The organism is Microbacterium sp. NPDC079176 (assembly GCF_040686675.1).
Lineage (GTDB): Bacteria > Actinomycetota > Actinomycetes > Actinomycetales > Microbacteriaceae > Microbacterium.
This window is the reverse complement of record NZ_JBFBLM010000004.1, coordinates 333,376-349,911: the sequence shown is the minus strand read 5'-3', so window position 1 is coordinate 349,911 and position 16,536 is coordinate 333,376. Positions and strand designations below refer to the sequence as shown.

The window sequence follows — 16,536 nt, the reverse complement described above, 5'->3', positions numbered from 1 at the left end:
GAGCGCATGACGGTCTTCGAAGCATCGACGCGTCCTGGCGAGACTCCGCCGGCGGATGCGGTCGCCCCGCGCGACTCCTCGGCCGACGCACCGACCTCGGTCGCACGCCTGAACGCGACGATCCGCGACTTCGTGGCGCGCTGGAACACGGTGTGGGTCGAAGGCGAGATCACCTCCTGGAACGTGCGCGGGGGCAACATCTTCGCCCGGCTCAAGGACACCCGCTCCGACGCGCAGATCTCCATCAGGATCTGGTCGAGTGTGCGCCCGCGGATCCCCGGCGATCTGGCTGTCGGCGACCATGTCGTCGCCGCCGTCAAGGCCGACTACTTCGTCAAGGCCGGCGATTTCAGCTTCGCCGTCTCGGCGATGAAGCACGTGGGCCTCGGCGATCAGCTGGAGAAGCTGGAGAAGCTGCGACTGCAGCTGCGCCAGGAGGGCCTGTTCGACGCCTCGCGCAAGAAGCGCCTCCCGTTCCTCCCCCATGTGATCGGCCTGATCACGGGAGAGAAGTCGGATGCCGAGAAGGACGTGCACCGCAACGCCGAGTTGCGTTGGCCCCAGGTGCGCTTCCGCACGGAGTATGCGGCTGTTCAGGGCGACCGGTGCGTCCCCGAGACCCTCGCCGCTCTGGCACGACTGGACGCCGACCCGGATGTCGACGTGATCGTCATCGCCCGCGGCGGCGGCGATCCGCAAACGCTGCTCGGATTCAGTGACGAACGACTCGTCCGGGCTGTGGCCGCGGCAACGACTCCGATCGTCAGCGCGATCGGACACGAGAACGATCATCCGCTTCTGGACGACGTGGCCGACCTGCGCGCATCGACTCCGACGGATGCCGCGAAGCGCGTCGTACCCGACGTCAGCGAGCAGCGGGCGCTGATCGCGCAGCTGCGATCCCGAGCCACGACCCGACTGACGCAGCGGCTGTCGCACGACATCGCACAGCTCGAGCAGCTGCGGTCCCGTCCCTCGCTGCGCTCCCCCGACCCGATCATCGAGTCGCGTTCTCAGGACGTGTGGCTGCTGCTTTCGCGGGGACGCGACACGATCACCCGTCAGCACGATGCGGCCGGCCGTGCGACGAGCGAGCTGCGAGCCTCACTGCGGGCGCTCTCCCCCGCGGCCACGCTGTCGCGCGGCTATGCGATCGCCCATCTCGAGGGCGGAGTGATCCTCCGCGACGCCGCCGACGCTCCGGCCGGCAGCAGCCTGACGATCACGGTCGACCGCGGCTCCGTCGCGGCCCGTTCCGAGGGCGAGATCGCGGAAGCACCGGTGCCCCGCTCCGGATGAGCGGGTCCCGCGTACCGCGTAGGATGGAGGCGTGAGTGCGCCGAACGACACCCCTGTGGACACGCTGTCATTCGAGGCCGCTCGCGATGAGCTCGTGAAGGTCGTCTCCGAGCTCGAACAGGGCGCTCCGACCCTCGAGCAGTCGCTCGCTCTCTGGGAGCGCGGCGAGGCCCTGGCGGCCCGCTGTGAGGAATGGCTGCTCGGCGCCAAGCGTCGCCTCGAGGCCGCCCGTGCGACGTCGACCGGTGCCGCCGACGGAGACGACTCATGAGCAAGCCCGCTCCCATCGTCGCCGAACTGGGCCGGCCGGAGACCCCCGAAGAGACGGCGGCCCGCAAGGCCGCGTCGAGCAAGGCCTATCGCTCGAGCCAGACGGTGCGCAGCCTGGTGGCCGCTCTGATCGTCACGCTGGCCATCGTCACGGTGATCGTGCTCGCAGTTCCCCGTGGCGAACCCGCGACCGCCCAGAAGATCGACGTGGTCGGCGTAGCCGCGGACGTGGAGTCCACCATGGATCGCCCGGTGATCGTGCCCGACCTGGCCGACTTCTGGAGAGTCAACACGGCCGAGCTCACGAGCGGCGCGACGACGGTCTGGGATGTCACCCTCGCCCCGTCAGCCGAGGATGAGCGCGGATTCATCAAGCTGGCACAGGCCTTCGATGCTGACGCAGCCTGGGCCCCGCAGCGCCTCAACGGAACCGCGCCGACGGACACGACGTCGATCGGCGGGCTGGAGTGGGACGTCTACGACCTCGGCGATGCCGGTGCGAAGCAGAACATCACCTATGCGATCGGCACCCAGGCGGGTGACGACTACCTGCTGCTCTACGGCTCACGCTCCGCCGACTCCACCGCCGAGCTCGCCGAGTCCCTCGTCCCCCAGATCCGCGACCTCTCGGAGTAGCCCTCATGACAGACACGCTCACGCCCGCCGCCGCCTGGAAGCAGATGCAGGAGGGCAACCAGCGATTCGTCGATGACGCCCCGCGGCACCCGAATCAGGATGTCGCCCGACGCAAGCACCTGGCTGCGGCGCAGCATCCTGTCGCCACCCTGTTCGGATGCTCCGACTCCCGGCTGGCCGCGGAGATCATCTTCGACCTGGGGCTCGGCGACCTGTTCGTCGTCCGCAATGCCGGTCAGGTGATCGGCGAGTCGATCGTCGCGAGCCTCGAGTACGCGGTCGCGGTGCTGAACGTCCCCCTGATCGTCGTGCTCGCACACGACTCGTGCGGTGCTGTGCGCGCCGCCATCGACGGCACCGCGATCGACGCGGCGCCGCTGCCGCCGCACATCTGGAAGCTCATCGCACCGATCGTGCCTGCGGCCCGGAAGGTGCTCGTCGAGAGTGGCGGGACCACGGTCGCCGAGATCGACGCCGACCTGGTCGGCCAGGAGCACCTGCGCAACACGGTCCGCGACCTGCTGCAGTCGTCCGAGGTGATCTCCCACGCCGTCGCCGAGGGTCGTCTGGGCATCGTCGGCGCCAACTACCGTCTGGCCGAGGGAACCGCGATTCCCGTCATCACGGTCGGACTCGACACAGACGGAAACGACACCGAGGGGCACAGCCCCGCAACCAAGGAGGGTTCGGAATGACCGACCAGCACAGCGGCGCAGACGCGCAGGGCTACCGCATCGAGCACGACACGATGGGCGAGGTGCGTGTTCCCGTGAACGCACTCTACGGCGCACAGACGCAGCGCGCCGTCGAGAACTTCCCGATCTCGGGCAAGGGCCTCGAATCCACGCAGATCGCCGCCCTCGCGCGCATCAAGAAGGCCGCCGCGCTCGCGAACAAGGAGCTGGGCACGCTCGATGGGGCCATCGCGGACGCGATCGCCCAGGCCGCCGACGAGGTCGCATCCGGTGCACATGACGGCGAGTTCCCCGTCGACACCTACCAGACGGGCTCCGGCACGTCGTCGAACATGAACATGAACGAGGTGCTCGCGACGCTCGCGACGCGCATCCTCGGTGCGGATGTGCACCCGAACGACCATGTGAACGCCTCGCAGTCGTCGAACGACGTGTTCCCGACCTCGGTGCACATCGCTGTCACGCAGGCGCTCATCGACACCCTCATCCCCGCGCTCGACCACCTCGCCGTCGCCTTCGAGGCGAAGGCCGAGCTGTGGAAGGACGCGGTGAAATCGGGTCGCACGCACCTCATGGACGCCACGCCCGTCACCCTGGGCCAGGAGTTCGGCGGCTACGCCCGTCAGATGCGCCTCGGCATCGAGCGCGTGCAGTCGGCGCTCCCCCGCGTCGCCGAGGTCCCGCTCGGCGGCACCGCCACCGGCACCGGCATCAACACCCCGCTCGGATTCCCGCAGAAGGTCATCGAGCTCCTCGCGGCCGAGACCGAGCTTCCGATCACCGAGGCCAAGGATCACTTCGAGGCACAGGCCAACCGCGACGGTCTCGTCGAGGCGTCCGGCGCGCTGCGCACGATCGCCGTCTCGCTGACCAAGATCAACAACGACCTGCGCTGGATGGGCTCCGGCCCCAACACCGGACTCGGCGAACTGCACATCCCCGACCTGCAGCCGGGTTCCTCGATCATGCCCGGAAAGGTGAACCCGGTCGTCCCCGAGGCCGTGCTGATGGTGTGCGCACGAGTGATCGGCAACGACGCGACCGTCGCCTGGGCCGGAGCATCCGGCTCGTTCGAGCTCAACGTCGCGATCCCGGTCATGGGCACCGCCGTTCTCGAGTCGATCCGTCTGCTCGCCAACGCCTCGCGCGTGCTCGCCGACAAGACCGTCGACGGACTGCAGGCGAACCTCGACCGCGCCGCGGCTTTCGCCGGAATGAGCCCGTCGATCGTCACCCCGCTCAACAAGCTCATCGGCTACGAGGCTGCGGCGAAGATCGCCAAGCACTCGGTCGCGAAGGGCATCACGGTGCGCGACGCCGTGATCGACCTCGGCTATGTCGAGCGCGGGGACCTGACGCTCGAGCAGCTCGACGAGAAGCTCGACCTGCTGTCGATGACCCACCCGGGTTGATCACCGGACACTGACACGACGGATGCCGCAGGGACTCGTTCCCTGCGGCATCCGTCGTCTGCCCCTCAGCAGCACCGGGCTCCGGGGTCGGCATCCTGCTGGGCGTAGTGCGCCCGCCAGAACTCGCGTTCGGTGAGCGGCTCTCGCTCGGGATGCCGCTCCTGTTCGTGCGCGACGTAGGCCGTGTACCGCGACTGCCCTGTCACGCCGTTCATGTACCAGGCGACGGAGTGCCAGATCCTGCGCGCCGCGTCGGTCACCGCCGCAGACATCAGTGCCCCCTCGTCGGCTGGGCGGACGAGGGCAGCGCGTTCCACTCCTTCTCGACCGCGCGCTCCTCCGGTGAGGCGATGAGTCCTGCCGGAGCGAACCGACGCGACGGCACCTCCGGGTCCTCGTGATCGATGATCGGCCCGGGTCGCACCGCCTGGATGACCTTGACGATCGAGATCGTGATGACGATCACAGACAGCACCAGGAAAGTCACCGACAGGATGCCCTGGATCATCGTGTTGCGCACCACCGCCTCCATCGCGGCGACGCTGGTCGCCGTGCCGAACGACGTCTCGCCCGCAGCCAGCGCGTCGCGGAAGGCGACGTGATTGGCGAAGTAGCCGACCTGCGGCACGCTCGAGAAGATCTTCTGCAGCGACGCCGTGACGGTGACGACCGTCACGAATGCCAGCGGCAGAGCGACCACCCAGAGAACCGTGAACGTGCGCCTGCGGGCGACGATGGTGAGCACCACGGCGAGCGCGATGGCCGCCAGCAGCTGGTTGGCGATGCCGAACAACGGGAACAGGGTGTTGATGCCGCCGAGAGGGTCCGTGACGCCCATGATCAGCACCGCGCCCCAGCCCGCGACCATCACCGCCGTGCAGATCCAGGCCCCGACCCGCCACGACGTGTCCTTGAAACGGGGGATGACGTTGCCGACCGAGTCCTGCAGCATGAATCGCGCGACACGGGTGCCGGCATCCACCGCGGTCAGGATGAACAGCGCCTCGAACATGATCGCGAAGTGATACCAGAACGCCATCATCCCGGTGCCGCCGATCCACTGCTGCATGATGTGCGCGAGGCCGAGAGCGAGGGTCGGCGCACCGCCGGTCCGGGAGACGATCGACTCCTCCCCCACAGCCTCGGCCGTGCTCGTGAGCATCTCGGGGGTCAGGTTCACCCCCGTCAGCCCGAGGCTGTTGACGAACTGCACGGCGCCTTCGACGGTGCCGAGGGTCGCGGCCGGCGAGGAGTTCATCGCGAAGTACAGACCACGGTCGATCGAGATCGCGGCGACGAGCGCCATGATCGCGACGAACGACTCCATGAGCATGCCGCCGTAGCCGATGAAGCGGGTCTGCTTCTCCTTCTCGATCATCTTCGGCGTGGTGCCCGACGCGATGAGCGCATGGAATCCGCTCAGCGCCCCGCAGGCGATCGTCACGAACAGGAACGGGAAGAGGGAACCCGCCCAGACCGGCCCCGTCTCCCCCGCAGCGAATTCACTGAAGGCCGGGACGGTGATCTCGGGCCGCACGAAGAGAATCGCGACGGCGAGTGCCACGATCACGCCGATCTTCATGAAGGTCGAGAGGTAGTCGCGCGGAGCGAGCAGCATCCACACCGGCAGCACCGCGGCGATGAAGCCGTAGATGATGATCCCCCACGCGATCGTCGTGCGGTCGAGGGTGAAGACCGCCTGACCCCAGTCGGTCTCGGCGACCATCCCGCCGCCGATGATCGCCGCCATCAGGAGCACGAACCCGATGAGCGACACCTCGGTGATCTTGCCTGGTCGGATCCACCGGAGGTACGCGCCCATGAACAGGGCGATCGGGATCGTCATGGCCACGGAGAACACGCCCCAGGGGCTCTCGCCGAGGGCGTTCACCACGACGAGAGCGAGGATCGCCGTGATGATGATCATGATGAGGAGTGTGGCGACGATGGCCGCCGTGCCGCCGAATCGACCGAGCTCGTCGCGGGCCATCTGGCCGAGAGAGCGCCCGCCCCGGCGCATCGAGAAGAACATCACGAGGTAGTCCTGCACGGCACCCGCCAGGACGACTCCGACGATGATCCAGATCGTGCCCGGCAGGTAGCCCATCTGCGCGGCGAGCACGGGTCCCACGAGAGGGCCGGCACCCGCGATCGCGGCGAAGTGGTGACCGAACAGCACTCGACGGTCGGTCGCGACGTAGTCCTTGCCGTCCGCCTTGTACTCGGCGGGTGTCGCGCGCCGGTCGTTCGGCTTGACGAGGTTGCGCTCGATGAACTTCGAGTAGAAACGGTAGAAGACGAGATAGGTGCAGACCGCCGCGAACACGAACCAGATCGCGTTCACCGTCTCGCCTCTGACGATGGCGAGCATCGTCCAGGCGACACCGCCCAGCAGCGCGATCGCCGCCCAGAGGACGATCTTCAGCGGTGTCCAGCGCGGCTTCTCATCGACAGCCACCGGGGGAAGCGAGTGGTCTTCGACAGTCTTCGTTGTGTCACTCATGGCGCATCACTCCATCGTCTGCGTTCGGTGCCACGAGCGTAATCCGACGACCACGCCGACGGAAGCGAATCGCCGACGCATCCGCCGGAACATGCGACAGCGGATGCCGTGACACCACGGCATCCGCTGTCGGACCACTCAGGTCAGCTGAGTTCGCCCCCTTCGAGAAGCTCGGTCACCAGGGCGGCGATCGCGGAGCGCTCGGACCGCATCAGCGTCACGTGGGCGAACAGGTCATGCCCCTTGAGCGTCTCGATCACGCTGGCGATGCCGTCATGACGGCCGACACGGAGGTTGTCGCGCTGGCCGACGTCGTGGGTCAGGATCACGCGCGAGTTCTGCCCCATGCGGCTGAGGACGGTCAGCAGCACGTTGCGCTCGAGCGACTGCGCCTCGTCGACGATCACGAACGCGTCGTGCAGCGACCGACCGCGGATGTGCGTGAGCGGGAGCACCTCGAGAATGCCCCGTTCGACGACCTCCTCCATGACGTTGCCTGACACGACCGAACCGAGCGTGTCGAACACCGCCTGCCCCCACGGGCCCATCTTCTCGCCCTGATCTCCGGGCAGGTAGCCGAGCTCCTGGCCTCCGACGGCGAACAGCGGGCGGAAGACGATGATCTTCTTCTGCTGCTGTCGTTCGAGCACTGCCTCGAGGCCGGCGCAGAGAGCCAGGGCGGACTTTCCGGTGCCCGCGCGCCCGCCCAGCGAGACGATGCCGATGTCCGGGTCGGTGAGCAGGTCGATCGCGATCCGCTGCTCGGCGGACCGCCCGTGCATGCCGAAGATGTCGCGGTCGCCGCGGACGAGCTTGTACTCGCCGTCTCCCGTGATCCTGCCGAGTGCGGAACCGCGCTCGGAGTGGATGATGAGCCCGGTGTTCACCGGCAGGCCCCTCGCATCTTCGCTGATGCCCACCTCGCTCTCGTAGAGATCGCTGATCTCGTCACCGGACAGGTCGAGCGTGGTGATTCCGGTCCATCCCGAATCGACGGCCTGCTCGGCGAGGTACTCCTCGGCACGCAGACCGAGCGAGGCCGCCTTGACGCGCATCGGGAGGTCCTTCGAGACGATCGTGACGTCCTGACCGTCCTGCGCGAGGTTCATCGCGACCGAGAGGATGCGGGTGTCGTTGTCGCTCAGCCGGATGCCGGCCGGGAGCACCGAGGAGTCCGTGTTGGCCAGCTCGACCCGAAGCGTGCCGCCCTCGCCGACCTCGACGGGGAAGTCCAGCCGTCCGTGCTCGACGCGAAGGTCATCGAGGTGGCGAAGCGCCTGACGGGCGAAGTATCCGATCTCCGGGTCGTGCCGCTTGCCTTCGAGTTCGGTGATGACCACCACCGGAAGGACGACCGAGTGCTCGGCGAACCGGAAGAACGCCTGCGGATCGCTCAGCAGGACGGACGTGTCGAGCACATAGGTCCGAAGATCCTGATCAGGACCCTCCGCCCCCGCTCGCGTCGTCGTCTTACGGGTGGACTGCTGCGCGGTGCTGGTGGACTGCTGCGCTGTACGTGAGGTCACGACCCACTCCCGACCCGGGGAACTCCCGGTTATTCGAACGAGTCGACCAGGGGGTCACGAGTCGTCATCCTGAGGCCGACCCGACGGGCACCTTGCCCGATGCCTAGAAGCTACGACCAGCCGCCGACATTTGACGGACTCGACACGCCACGAGTTCGTTACGTGTTGGTTAACGCGGGGTGGCGTCGTCGTCGAGGTCAGCGGCCGAAGCGCCGGTCGCGGTCGGCGAAGTCGCGGATCGCGCGGAGGAAGTCGACCTGGCGCAGGTCCGGCCCGAGCGCCTCCACGAAGTAGAACTCGCTGTGGGCGCTCTGCCAGAGCAGGAAGTCGCTCAGACGCTGCTCGCCGCTCGTGCGGATGACGAGATCGGGGTCCGGCTGGCCGCCGGTGTACAGATGCTCCCCGATCATCTCGGGGGTCAGATGAGCGGCGAGGTCCTCGATCGTGCCGCCGGACGCCTGATGCGCCGTGACGATGCTGCGCACCGCATCGACGATCTCGTTGCGTCCGCCGTAGCCGACCGCGAGGTTGACGTGGAGGCCGGTGTGGTCGCGCGTGCGCTCCTGTGCGTCGTCCAGCACCTTCGCGAGCTCCGCGGGAAGGATGTCGGAGCGTCCGACGTGCTTCACACGCCAATTGCCCTCGCGCGACAGTGCCTCGGCGAGCTCGGCGATGATCTCGATCAGATCGGCGAGCTCGGCGGAGTCGCGCTTTCGCAGGTTGTCGCTGGACAGGAGATACAGCGACACGACCCGAACCCCGAGTTCGTCGCACCAGCCGAGGAACTCGCGCATCTTGGCGGCACCCGCCCTGTGTCCCTCCGCGGGAGTCTCGTAGCCGAGCTGCCTGGCCCAGCGCCGATTGCCGTCGATCATCATGGCGACGTGATGGGGAACGGTCGCCGGATCGAGATGGCGGCGCAGCCGGCTGGTGTAGAGGCGGTACAGCGGCCCCCGCCCCTGACCATCGCGTGTCATCACCTCCCTACGCTATCGCGTCGGCGTCGGCGGACCCAGGGCCGACGCTCAGGATATGTACGCTCGCCTGCATGGGCGCCCGCATAGAGTGAAGGCGTGAGCACTCCCGACTCCTCGGTACCTGACGTCCCCCAGCTGCCCCTCCTGGAGGAGGCGGCGCACGACGCCGCCGTCGAGATCAAGCCGACCTGGCGCGGCTGGATCCACGCGGCCACGTTCCCCGTCGCGATCGTCGCCGGGGTGGTGCTGATCACCGTCGCGCAGGGCGGCGCGGCCAAGTGGGCCGCCGCCGTGTTCATGGCCACCTCGCTGCTGCTCTTCGGCAACTCCGCTCTCTATCACCGGATCGACTGGAGCCCGAAGGTCAAGGTGATCCTCAAGCGGATCGACCACGCGAACATCCTGCTGCTGATCGCCGGCACCTATACGCCGCTCGCCGTGCTCGCTCTGCCCCCTCAGAAGGGCGCCCTGCTGCTCGTGTTCGTGTGGAGCGGGGCGCTTCTCGGCATCCTGTTCCGGGTGTTCTGGATCAATGCTCCGCGGTGGCTGTACGTCGCCCTCTACCTGCTTCTGGGCTGGGCTGCGGTGATGTACCTCGCCGACCTCTTCGTCGCGAACGCCACGATGATGGTGCTCGTCATCGTCGGAGGGCTCCTCTATACGGGCGGCGCGGTCGTCTACGCGATCAAGAAGCCCAACCCGTGGCCCGGCCATTTCGGGTTCCACGAGATCTTCCACGTATGCACGGTGCTCGCTTTCCTGTGCCACTGGGTCGCGTGTCTGCTCATCGCCCTCGCACCGCTGTCCCCGTCACTCGGGGCCTGACCCGCCGAAGGCTCGGTCAGCGCTTCTCGGGGTCGTCGTCGCCCTCGCGCACGATCGGCAGGTCGGCATCCGTCTCGGTCGCCTCGTCAGCCGCCCGCGCGGCCTCTTCGGCGTCGAGCTCATCCCTGACCTCTTCGCGGTAGCGGACCCGACGGATGCGACGGTTCATGTCGAGGATCAGCAGGATCACCGCGATCAGGATGATCACGACGGCGGCGAAGCCGACGAATCCGGGCGTGACCAGCTCCGGTGCCACCGTCATCGTGGGCGTCGGCATCGGTGTCTCGGTCAGAGCGAGCATGGAGTCTGCCTTTCATGCGCAGGTCGCATAACCTGGAGTTACCAGCCTAACGACCGGAAGACCTACCCCGTGACGACCGCACAACAGCTCGACGACCGCTACGGTCGCACCCGCTCCCGCCGGGGGCCATGGATCGTCCTGATCGCCATCGCGGCACTTCTCGTCGGCGCGTTCGGCTGGATGATCGTCGCGGCGCAGATGAACGCGGTCGACTCGGACGATCTCGGCTTCGATCTGGTGGATGAGCACAGCGTCACCGTGCGCTTCCAGATCACCGGGGTGCAGGGCAAGGACGTGGCCTGCATCGTCGAGGCGCTGGACGAGGAGTTCGGGGTCGTCGGCTGGAAGGTCGTCGAGATCCCCGCCGGAGATGCCCATTCGCAGGCGCTCTCTGCCACGGTTCCCACCGTCTCGAGCGCCACGACAGGTTTGGTGAACAGCTGCTGGGTCGCTTAGACTCGAGCCAGACAGATGACGCCCTGGCACCGTGCCGGGGCGTCTTGGCATATCCCCCGCGGAACGTCGCCGGGTACCTAACGAAGGAGCTTCGTCATGTCTACTGACGCTCAGGTTCCCTTCCTCACGCAGGAAGCGTATGACCGGCTCGTCGCCGAGCTCGAGCACCTCTCCACCACCGGTCGCGAAGAGATCGCCAAGCGCATCGAAGCGGCACGCGAAGAGGGCGACCTCAAGGAGAACGGCGGGTACCACGCCGCCAAGGACGAGCAGGGCAAGCAGGAGGCGCGGATCCGCACCCTCGAGAACCTTCTCAAGACCGCCAAGGTCGGCGAGGCGCCCGCGAGCCGCGGCATCGTCGAGCCCGGCACGGTCGTGACCGCCGTGGTCGCCGGTGGCGAAGAGGTCTTCCTCCTCGGCAGCCGTGAGATCGCCGTGGGCAGCGACCTCGACGTGTACAGCGAGGCCAGCCCGCTCGGACAGGCGATCCTCGGGCTCAAGGTCGGCGAGAAGTCCTCGTACGAGGCGCCGAACGGCCGCGCGATCTCGGTCGAGATCGTGAACGTCGAGACCTACACCGGCTGACGCGCTCCGATCACGCGCGCGTTCCGCGACGACAGAAGGCCCCGTCCGAATGGACGGGGCCTTCTGTCGTCGCGGGTCAGTCCGGAACGATCATCGGCTGGAAGCCGGCACGACGGAGGGTGTCGAGGGTGTGCTCGGAATGCTCGGTGCCCCGCGTCTCGACGCTGAGCTCGAGGAAGACCTCGCTGATCTGCAGCCCGTGCCCGTGACGGGTGTGCATCGCCTCGATCACGTTGGCGCCGGCCTCCGCGATCAGCTCGGACACCCGCGCCAGCTGACCGGGACGGTCGGGCAGCGGGATGCGGATCGTCAGGTACCGGCCGGATGCCGCCAGACCGTGAGAGACCACGCGCTGCAGCAGCAGCGGGTCGATGTTGCCACCGGAGACCACGGCCATGGTCTTGCCGCTGGCCTTCACCTTGCCGGCGAGGATCGCGGCGACTCCGACGGCACCCGCCGGCTCCGCGATCACCTTGGACTGCTCGAGCAGCACGAGGATGGCGCGTGCGAGGTCGTCGTCCGTCACCGTGACGACCTCGTCGACGAGGTCCTTGATGATCTCGAACGGGATGGCGCCGGGGCGCGCGACCAGGATGCCGTCGGCGATCGTGGGCTTCGTCTCGATGTCGACCGGGTATCCCGCTTCGAGCGAGGGAAGCATCGCCGCGGCGTTCTCGGCCTGGACGCCGATGATGCGGACGGTGCGGCCCATCTCGGCGGCCTTCGCCTTCACCGCGGCGGCGACACCGGCGATCAGGCCTCCCCCGCCGATCCCCAGCACGATCGTGTCGACGTCCGGAGCATCCTCGAGCAGCTCGAGCCCGAGCGTGCCCTGGCCGATGACGACATCGCGGTGGTCGAACGGATGGATGATCACCGCTCCCGTGCGCTCGGCGAACTCGGCGGCGAGCCGCAGCGACGTCGCGACCGTCTCTCCCTCGAGCACGACCTCGGCGCCGTAGCTCCTGGTCGCCAGCAGCTTGGGCACCGGGATGCCGATCGGCACGAAGATGGTCGCCGGGATTCCGAGGGTCTGCGCCGCGAGGGCGACGCCCTGCGCGTGATTGCCGGCGGAGGCCGCGACCACGCCGCGCGCGCGCTCTTCGGCACTCAGCTGGGAGAGGCGATATGCGGATCCCCGGATCTTGAAGGACCCCGTTCGCTGCAGGTTCTCCATCTTGAGCACGACCGGCGCTCCGAGGACATCCGACAGAGCGCGCGAAGGCAACGTCGGCGTCCGCGTGATCACCTCAGCCAGACTCTGAGCTGCCTTCTCGAACTCGTCCAGGCTGGGGACTGCGCTCATCGATTCCTCCGTCTCCGCTCGCGCGGAACTGTGCTCCAGATTAGGTCTGCGTTCGGGACGTCGCCGGTCTTCCACGACCCCGTGCTGACGGTCACCGCTGCGACGTTGACGAACGCTGCGAGAGGCACCGCGAACAGCGCTCCGGGGATGCCGCCGACCATCGAGCCGCCGGCGACGACGAGCACGACCGCGAGCGGGTGCACCTTCACCGCGGAGCCCATCAGGATCGGCTGCAGGATGTGCCCCTCGAGCTGCTGCACGCCGAGCACGACGGCCAGCATCGCCAGAGCGATCCACGGCCCGTTGTAGACGAGGGCCAGCAGGACCGCGATCGCGCCGGTCACGACCGCACCGACGATCGGCACGAAGGATCCGAGGAAGACGAGCACGGCGACCGGTATCGCCAGCGGGACGCCGAGCAGAGCGGCACCCACGCCGATGCCGACCGCGTCGATCGCGGCCACCAGCAGCTGCGTGCGGGCGTAGTTGACGATCGTCGCGAAGCCGTTGCTCGCGGCCGCGTCGGCGGCAGGTCGCGCCGCGCGCGGGAACAGGCGCAGCGTCCAGCGCCAGATCCCCCGACCGTCGGCGAGCAGGCAGATCAGGATGAACAGTGAGAGGACCGCTCCGGTCACCACATGCGCGGCGGTCGTGCCGACCGCGAGAGCCCCGTTGAGGAGCGTCTGCGTCTGCTCGTTGATGATGCCGAGGCCCTGATCGATGTAGTCCTGGATCTGCGTCTCACTCAGGTGCAGCGGTCCGTTGAGAAGGAACTGCCGGAATTCCTCGATCGCCTGGGAACTCCGCGCCTGCACGTCGGGCAGCTGGGCGCGGACCTGCCAGATGACGAGCCAGAGCAGTAGGGAGACGATCGCGAGCGTGCCGATGATCGACAGCGCCACTGCCAGCCAGCGCGGGAACCGGTGGCGCAGCATCCACTGGAATCCCGGCCACAGCAGAGCCGTGATGAGGATGCCGACCATGAGCGGGATCACGAGGAGCTTCAGCTCGATCACGAGCCAGATGAATCCGGCCACCACCGCTGCGATCAGCAGGATGCGCCAGGAATATGCGGCCGTGATGCGGAGTCCTCGCGGGACGGCTTCATCGGCCTCGGTGGTCACCGTGCGATCCGGCGAGACCGGGCGCGGACGGAAGAGGTCTCTCAGCCGTGGACGCAGCTCTTCGCTCATCGCCCAAGTCTACGGCGCGGGCGCCGCGCGTCCGGACGTACGAGGTCCGGATGTCGGCGCTCGGAGATACCCTGACGAGGTGACCGAGACCCTCAGCTCCGCCCAGGCCCGTCGCATCGCGCTGGCCGCGCAGGGCTTCTCCCGCGCACGCCCCGCATCGGTGTCGGCCCGGCACATCCACCGGGTGATGGATCGGCTGGGCGTGCTGCAGATCGACTCGGTCAACGTGTTCGCGAGGTCGCACTACATGCCGCTGTTCTCGCGTCTGGGAGCCTACGATCCGGCGCTGTTCGATCGGGTGTTCCACTCCCGGACCACCCACTACGTCGAGTACATGGCTCATGAGGCGACGTTCATCCCCATCGAGGATTGGCCGCTGTGGCGATTCCGGATGGATCACTTCCGCGCTCGATGGGCGGCGGCCGACTCGTGGATGAGCCTGAACACGCGGACGCTGCGCTGGGTGCAGGACGAGCTCAGGGCGCGGGGCCCACTGCGACCGGCGGATCTCCGAGAAGATGCGCCCCGCGAGCGCGGCACATGGTGGGACTGGGATGACGTCAAGCTCGCGCTCGAGCACCTGTGGCGCACCGGGGACGTCGCGATCAGCGGTCGGAAGGGTTTCGAGCGCAGCTACGCTCTCGCCGAGCAGGTGATCCCCGACGCCATCCTGTCGCGCCACGTGCCGCGGGACGATGCGATCCGCGAGCTCACACGTCGGGCGGCGCGCTCGTCGGGAGTCGCGACGCAGTCGGATCTCGCCGACTACCACCGCATCCGCGATCGCGCGGCGGTCTCGCAGTCGATCGCCGATCTGGTCGACACGGGCGAGCTGCTCCCGGTGTCGGTGCGGGGCTGGGACCGCGGTGGGCGCCCGCTCCCGAGCTGGCGACATCGGGATGCCGTGCTGCCGCGCCGCATCGACGCGTCAGCGCTGCTGACACCGTTCGATCCCGTCGTCTGGTTCCGCGACAGAGCGCTGCGCGCCTTCGAGCTCGACTATAGGATCGAGATCTACGTCCCCGCCGACAAGCGGCGATACGGCTACTACTCGCTGCCCGTGCTCGTCGGCGACCGGATCGTGGCCCGCGTCGATCTGAAGGCCGACCGCGCGACGTCGACGCTTCAGGTGCAGTCGGCCTGGTGGGAACCTCAGGCCAGGCCTGACGCCGACGCTGAGCGGATCGCCGCAGAGCTGGCGCTCGCAGCGGAATGGCAGGGCCTCGCGCATGTCTCGGTCTCGCGGTGGGGCACCGCGGCAGAGGCTCTTCACGCCGCACTCTCGGTTCGCCCGGACACGTCCGTGCGTCGCCATGTGCACGCGAGAGAGGTGCCCTCGTGAACCGCCGCAGGGCATGGGCGATCGGCGGCGTCGGTGCCGCTCTCGTCGTCGTGGTGGCGGCATCATGGCTGTGGCTGTCATCCGGCGATGTGTCCCCTGCTGCCGGTCCCCCGGCGACGAGCAGCTCACCGACGCCTGAGATCGATGTGCGCACGACCGCACAGCAGGCGCTGGACGACCACCTCGAGGAGTGCACGTCTGCGGAGGTCTCCGATGACGCCGTTCCCGACGGATGCGGGATCAGGATCCCCTGGGGCACCGAGTTCGCCTCGGTCGACGACGTCCGGTTCCGCATAGAGCAGCTGCCGGTCCTGGAGCTCACGGACGGTGGATTCGTCGCCGACGGGGGCGTCCTCGTCGCCACCGTGTCTGGCACAGGTCAGGACGGCAGTCCGAGGACCGAGACGTATCGCACGGACTCCTGGATGCTCCGCGGCGGCGTGACCGTCGAGGGTGACGCTGTGGAGCTCGACGTCTGGTGAGCGACGCTCAGGCCCCGGGATCGACTCGCCACGGGCGGCCGGACATGCAGAAGGCCCGATGCGCTGGTGCGCATCGGGCCTTGTGACACATCAGAACTGCACGCGTGGCGGCTCGGAGATCGCGCCGCTGTCGGCGACCTCGAAGAACTCGCGCTCGGTGAATCCGAGTCCCTTGGCGAAGAGATTGTTGGGGAAGACCTTGATCTTGGTGTTCAGCTCGCGGACCCCGCCGTTGTAGAAGCGGCGCGCAGCCTGGATCTTGTCCTCGGTGTCGACGAGGGCCTGCTGCACCTGAAGGAAGTTCTGGCTCGCCTGCAGCTGCGGATAGGCCTCGGCGACCGCGAACAGGCTGCGGAGCGCCTGCTGCAGATGACCTTCGGCGATGCCCGCCTCGCCGGGGCTGCCGGCAGACAGCGTCTCCGCTCGCGCACGCGTGACGTTCTCGAACACCGCCTTCTCGTGCGAGGCGTAGCCCTTCACCGTCTCGATGAGGTTGGGTATCAGATCCGCTCTGCGCTTCAGCTGAACCGTGATGCCGCTCCAGGCCTCGTCGACGCGGACGTTGAGCTGCACCAGCGAGTTGTAGGTCGCCCAGAGGTAGATTCCGATGAGCAGAATCACACCGACGACGATCAGTACCGGCACGAGCCATTCCATCAGAGGCCCACCCTTCCTCGTGTTTGTCTCATCCTATCGGCGCAGCCTGCGCGTCGACTGGGTGTGCGACG

18 protein-coding genes are annotated in these 16,536 nt (G+C 67.9%); 10 read left to right on the top strand and 8 right to left on the bottom strand.

Translation table 11 applies throughout. The features are described from left to right. Positions 1-6: 6 nt before the first annotated feature. The 5 genes from xseA to AB0P11_RS12040 are packed head-to-tail and all read left to right on the top strand — an operon-like array spanning position 7 to position 4,312. Complete coding sequence (gene xseA, locus AB0P11_RS12060; RefSeq protein ID WP_056277973.1) at positions 7-1,299, top strand: exodeoxyribonuclease VII large subunit; 1,293 nt, start codon at positions 7-9, stop codon at positions 1,297-1,299. A gap of 31 nt (positions 1,300-1,330) precedes the next feature. After that, complete coding sequence (locus AB0P11_RS12055; protein ID WP_053095525.1) at positions 1,331-1,570, top strand: exodeoxyribonuclease VII small subunit; 240 nt, start codon at positions 1,331-1,333, stop codon at positions 1,568-1,570. Beyond that, on the top strand, positions 1,567-2,205 hold the full coding sequence (locus AB0P11_RS12050; RefSeq protein WP_053095524.1) for a DUF4245 family protein: 639 nt from the start codon (positions 1,567-1,569) through the stop codon (positions 2,203-2,205). The genes AB0P11_RS12055 and AB0P11_RS12050 overlap by 4 nt, the downstream gene beginning before the upstream one ends. A gap of 5 nt (positions 2,206-2,210) precedes the next feature. Then, positions 2,211-2,900 (top strand): carbonic anhydrase, encoded by a 690-nt coding sequence (locus AB0P11_RS12045; RefSeq protein ID WP_053095523.1) that lies wholly within the window; start codon positions 2,211-2,213, stop codon positions 2,898-2,900. Next, positions 2,897-4,312 (top strand): class II fumarate hydratase, encoded by a 1,416-nt coding sequence (locus tag AB0P11_RS12040; protein WP_053095522.1) that lies wholly within the window; start codon positions 2,897-2,899, stop codon positions 4,310-4,312. The genes AB0P11_RS12045 and AB0P11_RS12040 overlap by 4 nt, the downstream gene beginning before the upstream one ends. 65 nt (positions 4,313-4,377) lie before the next feature. Here AB0P11_RS12040 and AB0P11_RS12035 read toward each other — a convergent pair whose 3' ends face one another. The 4 genes from AB0P11_RS12035 to AB0P11_RS12020 form a co-directional block, all read right to left on the bottom strand. Continuing rightward, positions 4,378-4,584, bottom strand: a complete 207-nt coding sequence (locus AB0P11_RS12035) for a YbdD/YjiX family protein (RefSeq protein ID WP_230100674.1) — start codon at positions 4,582-4,584, stop codon at positions 4,378-4,380. Then, positions 4,584-6,815 (bottom strand): carbon starvation CstA family protein, encoded by a 2,232-nt coding sequence (locus AB0P11_RS12030; RefSeq protein WP_230100675.1) that lies wholly within the window; start codon positions 6,813-6,815, stop codon positions 4,584-4,586. Before AB0P11_RS12030 ends, AB0P11_RS12035 begins: the two co-directional genes overlap by 1 nt. Before the next feature lie 143 nt (positions 6,816-6,958). Further along, entirely contained in the window at positions 6,959-8,233 is a 1,275-nt protein-coding gene (locus tag AB0P11_RS12025) for a PhoH family protein (RefSeq protein WP_363522351.1), read from the bottom strand. Between the two features lie 305 nt (positions 8,234-8,538). Beyond that, positions 8,539-9,318 (bottom strand): isoprenyl transferase, encoded by a 780-nt coding sequence (locus tag AB0P11_RS12020; RefSeq protein ID WP_053095518.1) that lies wholly within the window; start codon positions 9,316-9,318, stop codon positions 8,539-8,541. A gap of 96 nt (positions 9,319-9,414) precedes the next feature. Between AB0P11_RS12020 and AB0P11_RS12015 the strand changes: the two genes are divergently transcribed. Next, positions 9,415-10,143 (top strand): hemolysin III family protein, encoded by a 729-nt coding sequence (locus tag AB0P11_RS12015; protein WP_072590976.1) that lies wholly within the window; start codon positions 9,415-9,417, stop codon positions 10,141-10,143. A gap of 16 nt (positions 10,144-10,159) precedes the next feature. Here AB0P11_RS12015 and AB0P11_RS12010 read toward each other — a convergent pair whose 3' ends face one another. After that, the gene (locus AB0P11_RS12010) at positions 10,160-10,444 is read right to left on the bottom strand and encodes a hypothetical protein (RefSeq protein ID WP_053095516.1); all 285 of its coding nucleotides are present in this window, start codon (positions 10,442-10,444) and stop codon (positions 10,160-10,162) included. 69 nt (positions 10,445-10,513) lie between these two features. Here AB0P11_RS12010 and AB0P11_RS12005 point away from each other — a divergent pair, with 69 nt between their 5' ends. Together AB0P11_RS12005 and greA are read left to right on the top strand one after the other, a co-directional pair. After that, positions 10,514-10,900: a DUF4307 domain-containing protein gene (locus AB0P11_RS12005; RefSeq protein ID WP_053095515.1), complete on the top strand. Its 387-nt coding sequence runs from the start codon at positions 10,514-10,516 to the stop codon at positions 10,898-10,900. Between the two features lie 96 nt (positions 10,901-10,996). Continuing rightward, complete coding sequence (gene greA / locus AB0P11_RS12000; RefSeq protein ID WP_053095514.1) at positions 10,997-11,485, top strand: transcription elongation factor GreA; 489 nt, start codon at positions 10,997-10,999, stop codon at positions 11,483-11,485. A 76-nt stretch (positions 11,486-11,561) separates the two neighbouring features. Here greA and ilvA read toward each other — a convergent pair whose 3' ends face one another. Both ilvA and AB0P11_RS11990 read right to left on the bottom strand, forming a co-directional pair. Next, positions 11,562-12,791: a threonine ammonia-lyase gene (ilvA, locus tag AB0P11_RS11995; RefSeq protein WP_053095513.1), complete on the bottom strand. Its 1,230-nt coding sequence runs from the start codon at positions 12,789-12,791 to the stop codon at positions 11,562-11,564. After that, positions 12,788-13,984 (bottom strand): AI-2E family transporter, encoded by a 1,197-nt coding sequence (locus tag AB0P11_RS11990; RefSeq protein WP_082297766.1) that lies wholly within the window; start codon positions 13,982-13,984, stop codon positions 12,788-12,790. The genes ilvA and AB0P11_RS11990 overlap by 4 nt, the downstream gene beginning before the upstream one ends. A gap of 79 nt (positions 13,985-14,063) precedes the next feature. Here AB0P11_RS11990 and AB0P11_RS11985 point away from each other — a divergent pair, with 79 nt between their 5' ends. Then, positions 14,064-15,326 carry a crosslink repair DNA glycosylase YcaQ family protein gene (locus tag AB0P11_RS11985; protein ID WP_056277957.1) on the top strand — a complete coding sequence of 421 codons (1,263 nt, stop codon included), beginning with the start codon at positions 14,064-14,066 and terminating at the stop codon, positions 15,324-15,326. Next, complete coding sequence (locus AB0P11_RS11980) at positions 15,323-15,808, top strand: hypothetical protein (protein ID WP_363522164.1); 486 nt, start codon at positions 15,323-15,325, stop codon at positions 15,806-15,808. The genes AB0P11_RS11985 and AB0P11_RS11980 overlap by 4 nt, the downstream gene beginning before the upstream one ends. 90 nt (positions 15,809-15,898) lie before the next feature. Here the strand turns inward: AB0P11_RS11980 and AB0P11_RS11975 are convergent, their stop codons facing one another. After that, the gene (locus tag AB0P11_RS11975) at positions 15,899-16,465 is read right to left on the bottom strand and encodes a LemA family protein (RefSeq protein WP_042542063.1); all 567 of its coding nucleotides are present in this window, start codon (positions 16,463-16,465) and stop codon (positions 15,899-15,901) included. Between the last annotated feature and the right edge of the window lie 71 nt (positions 16,466-16,536).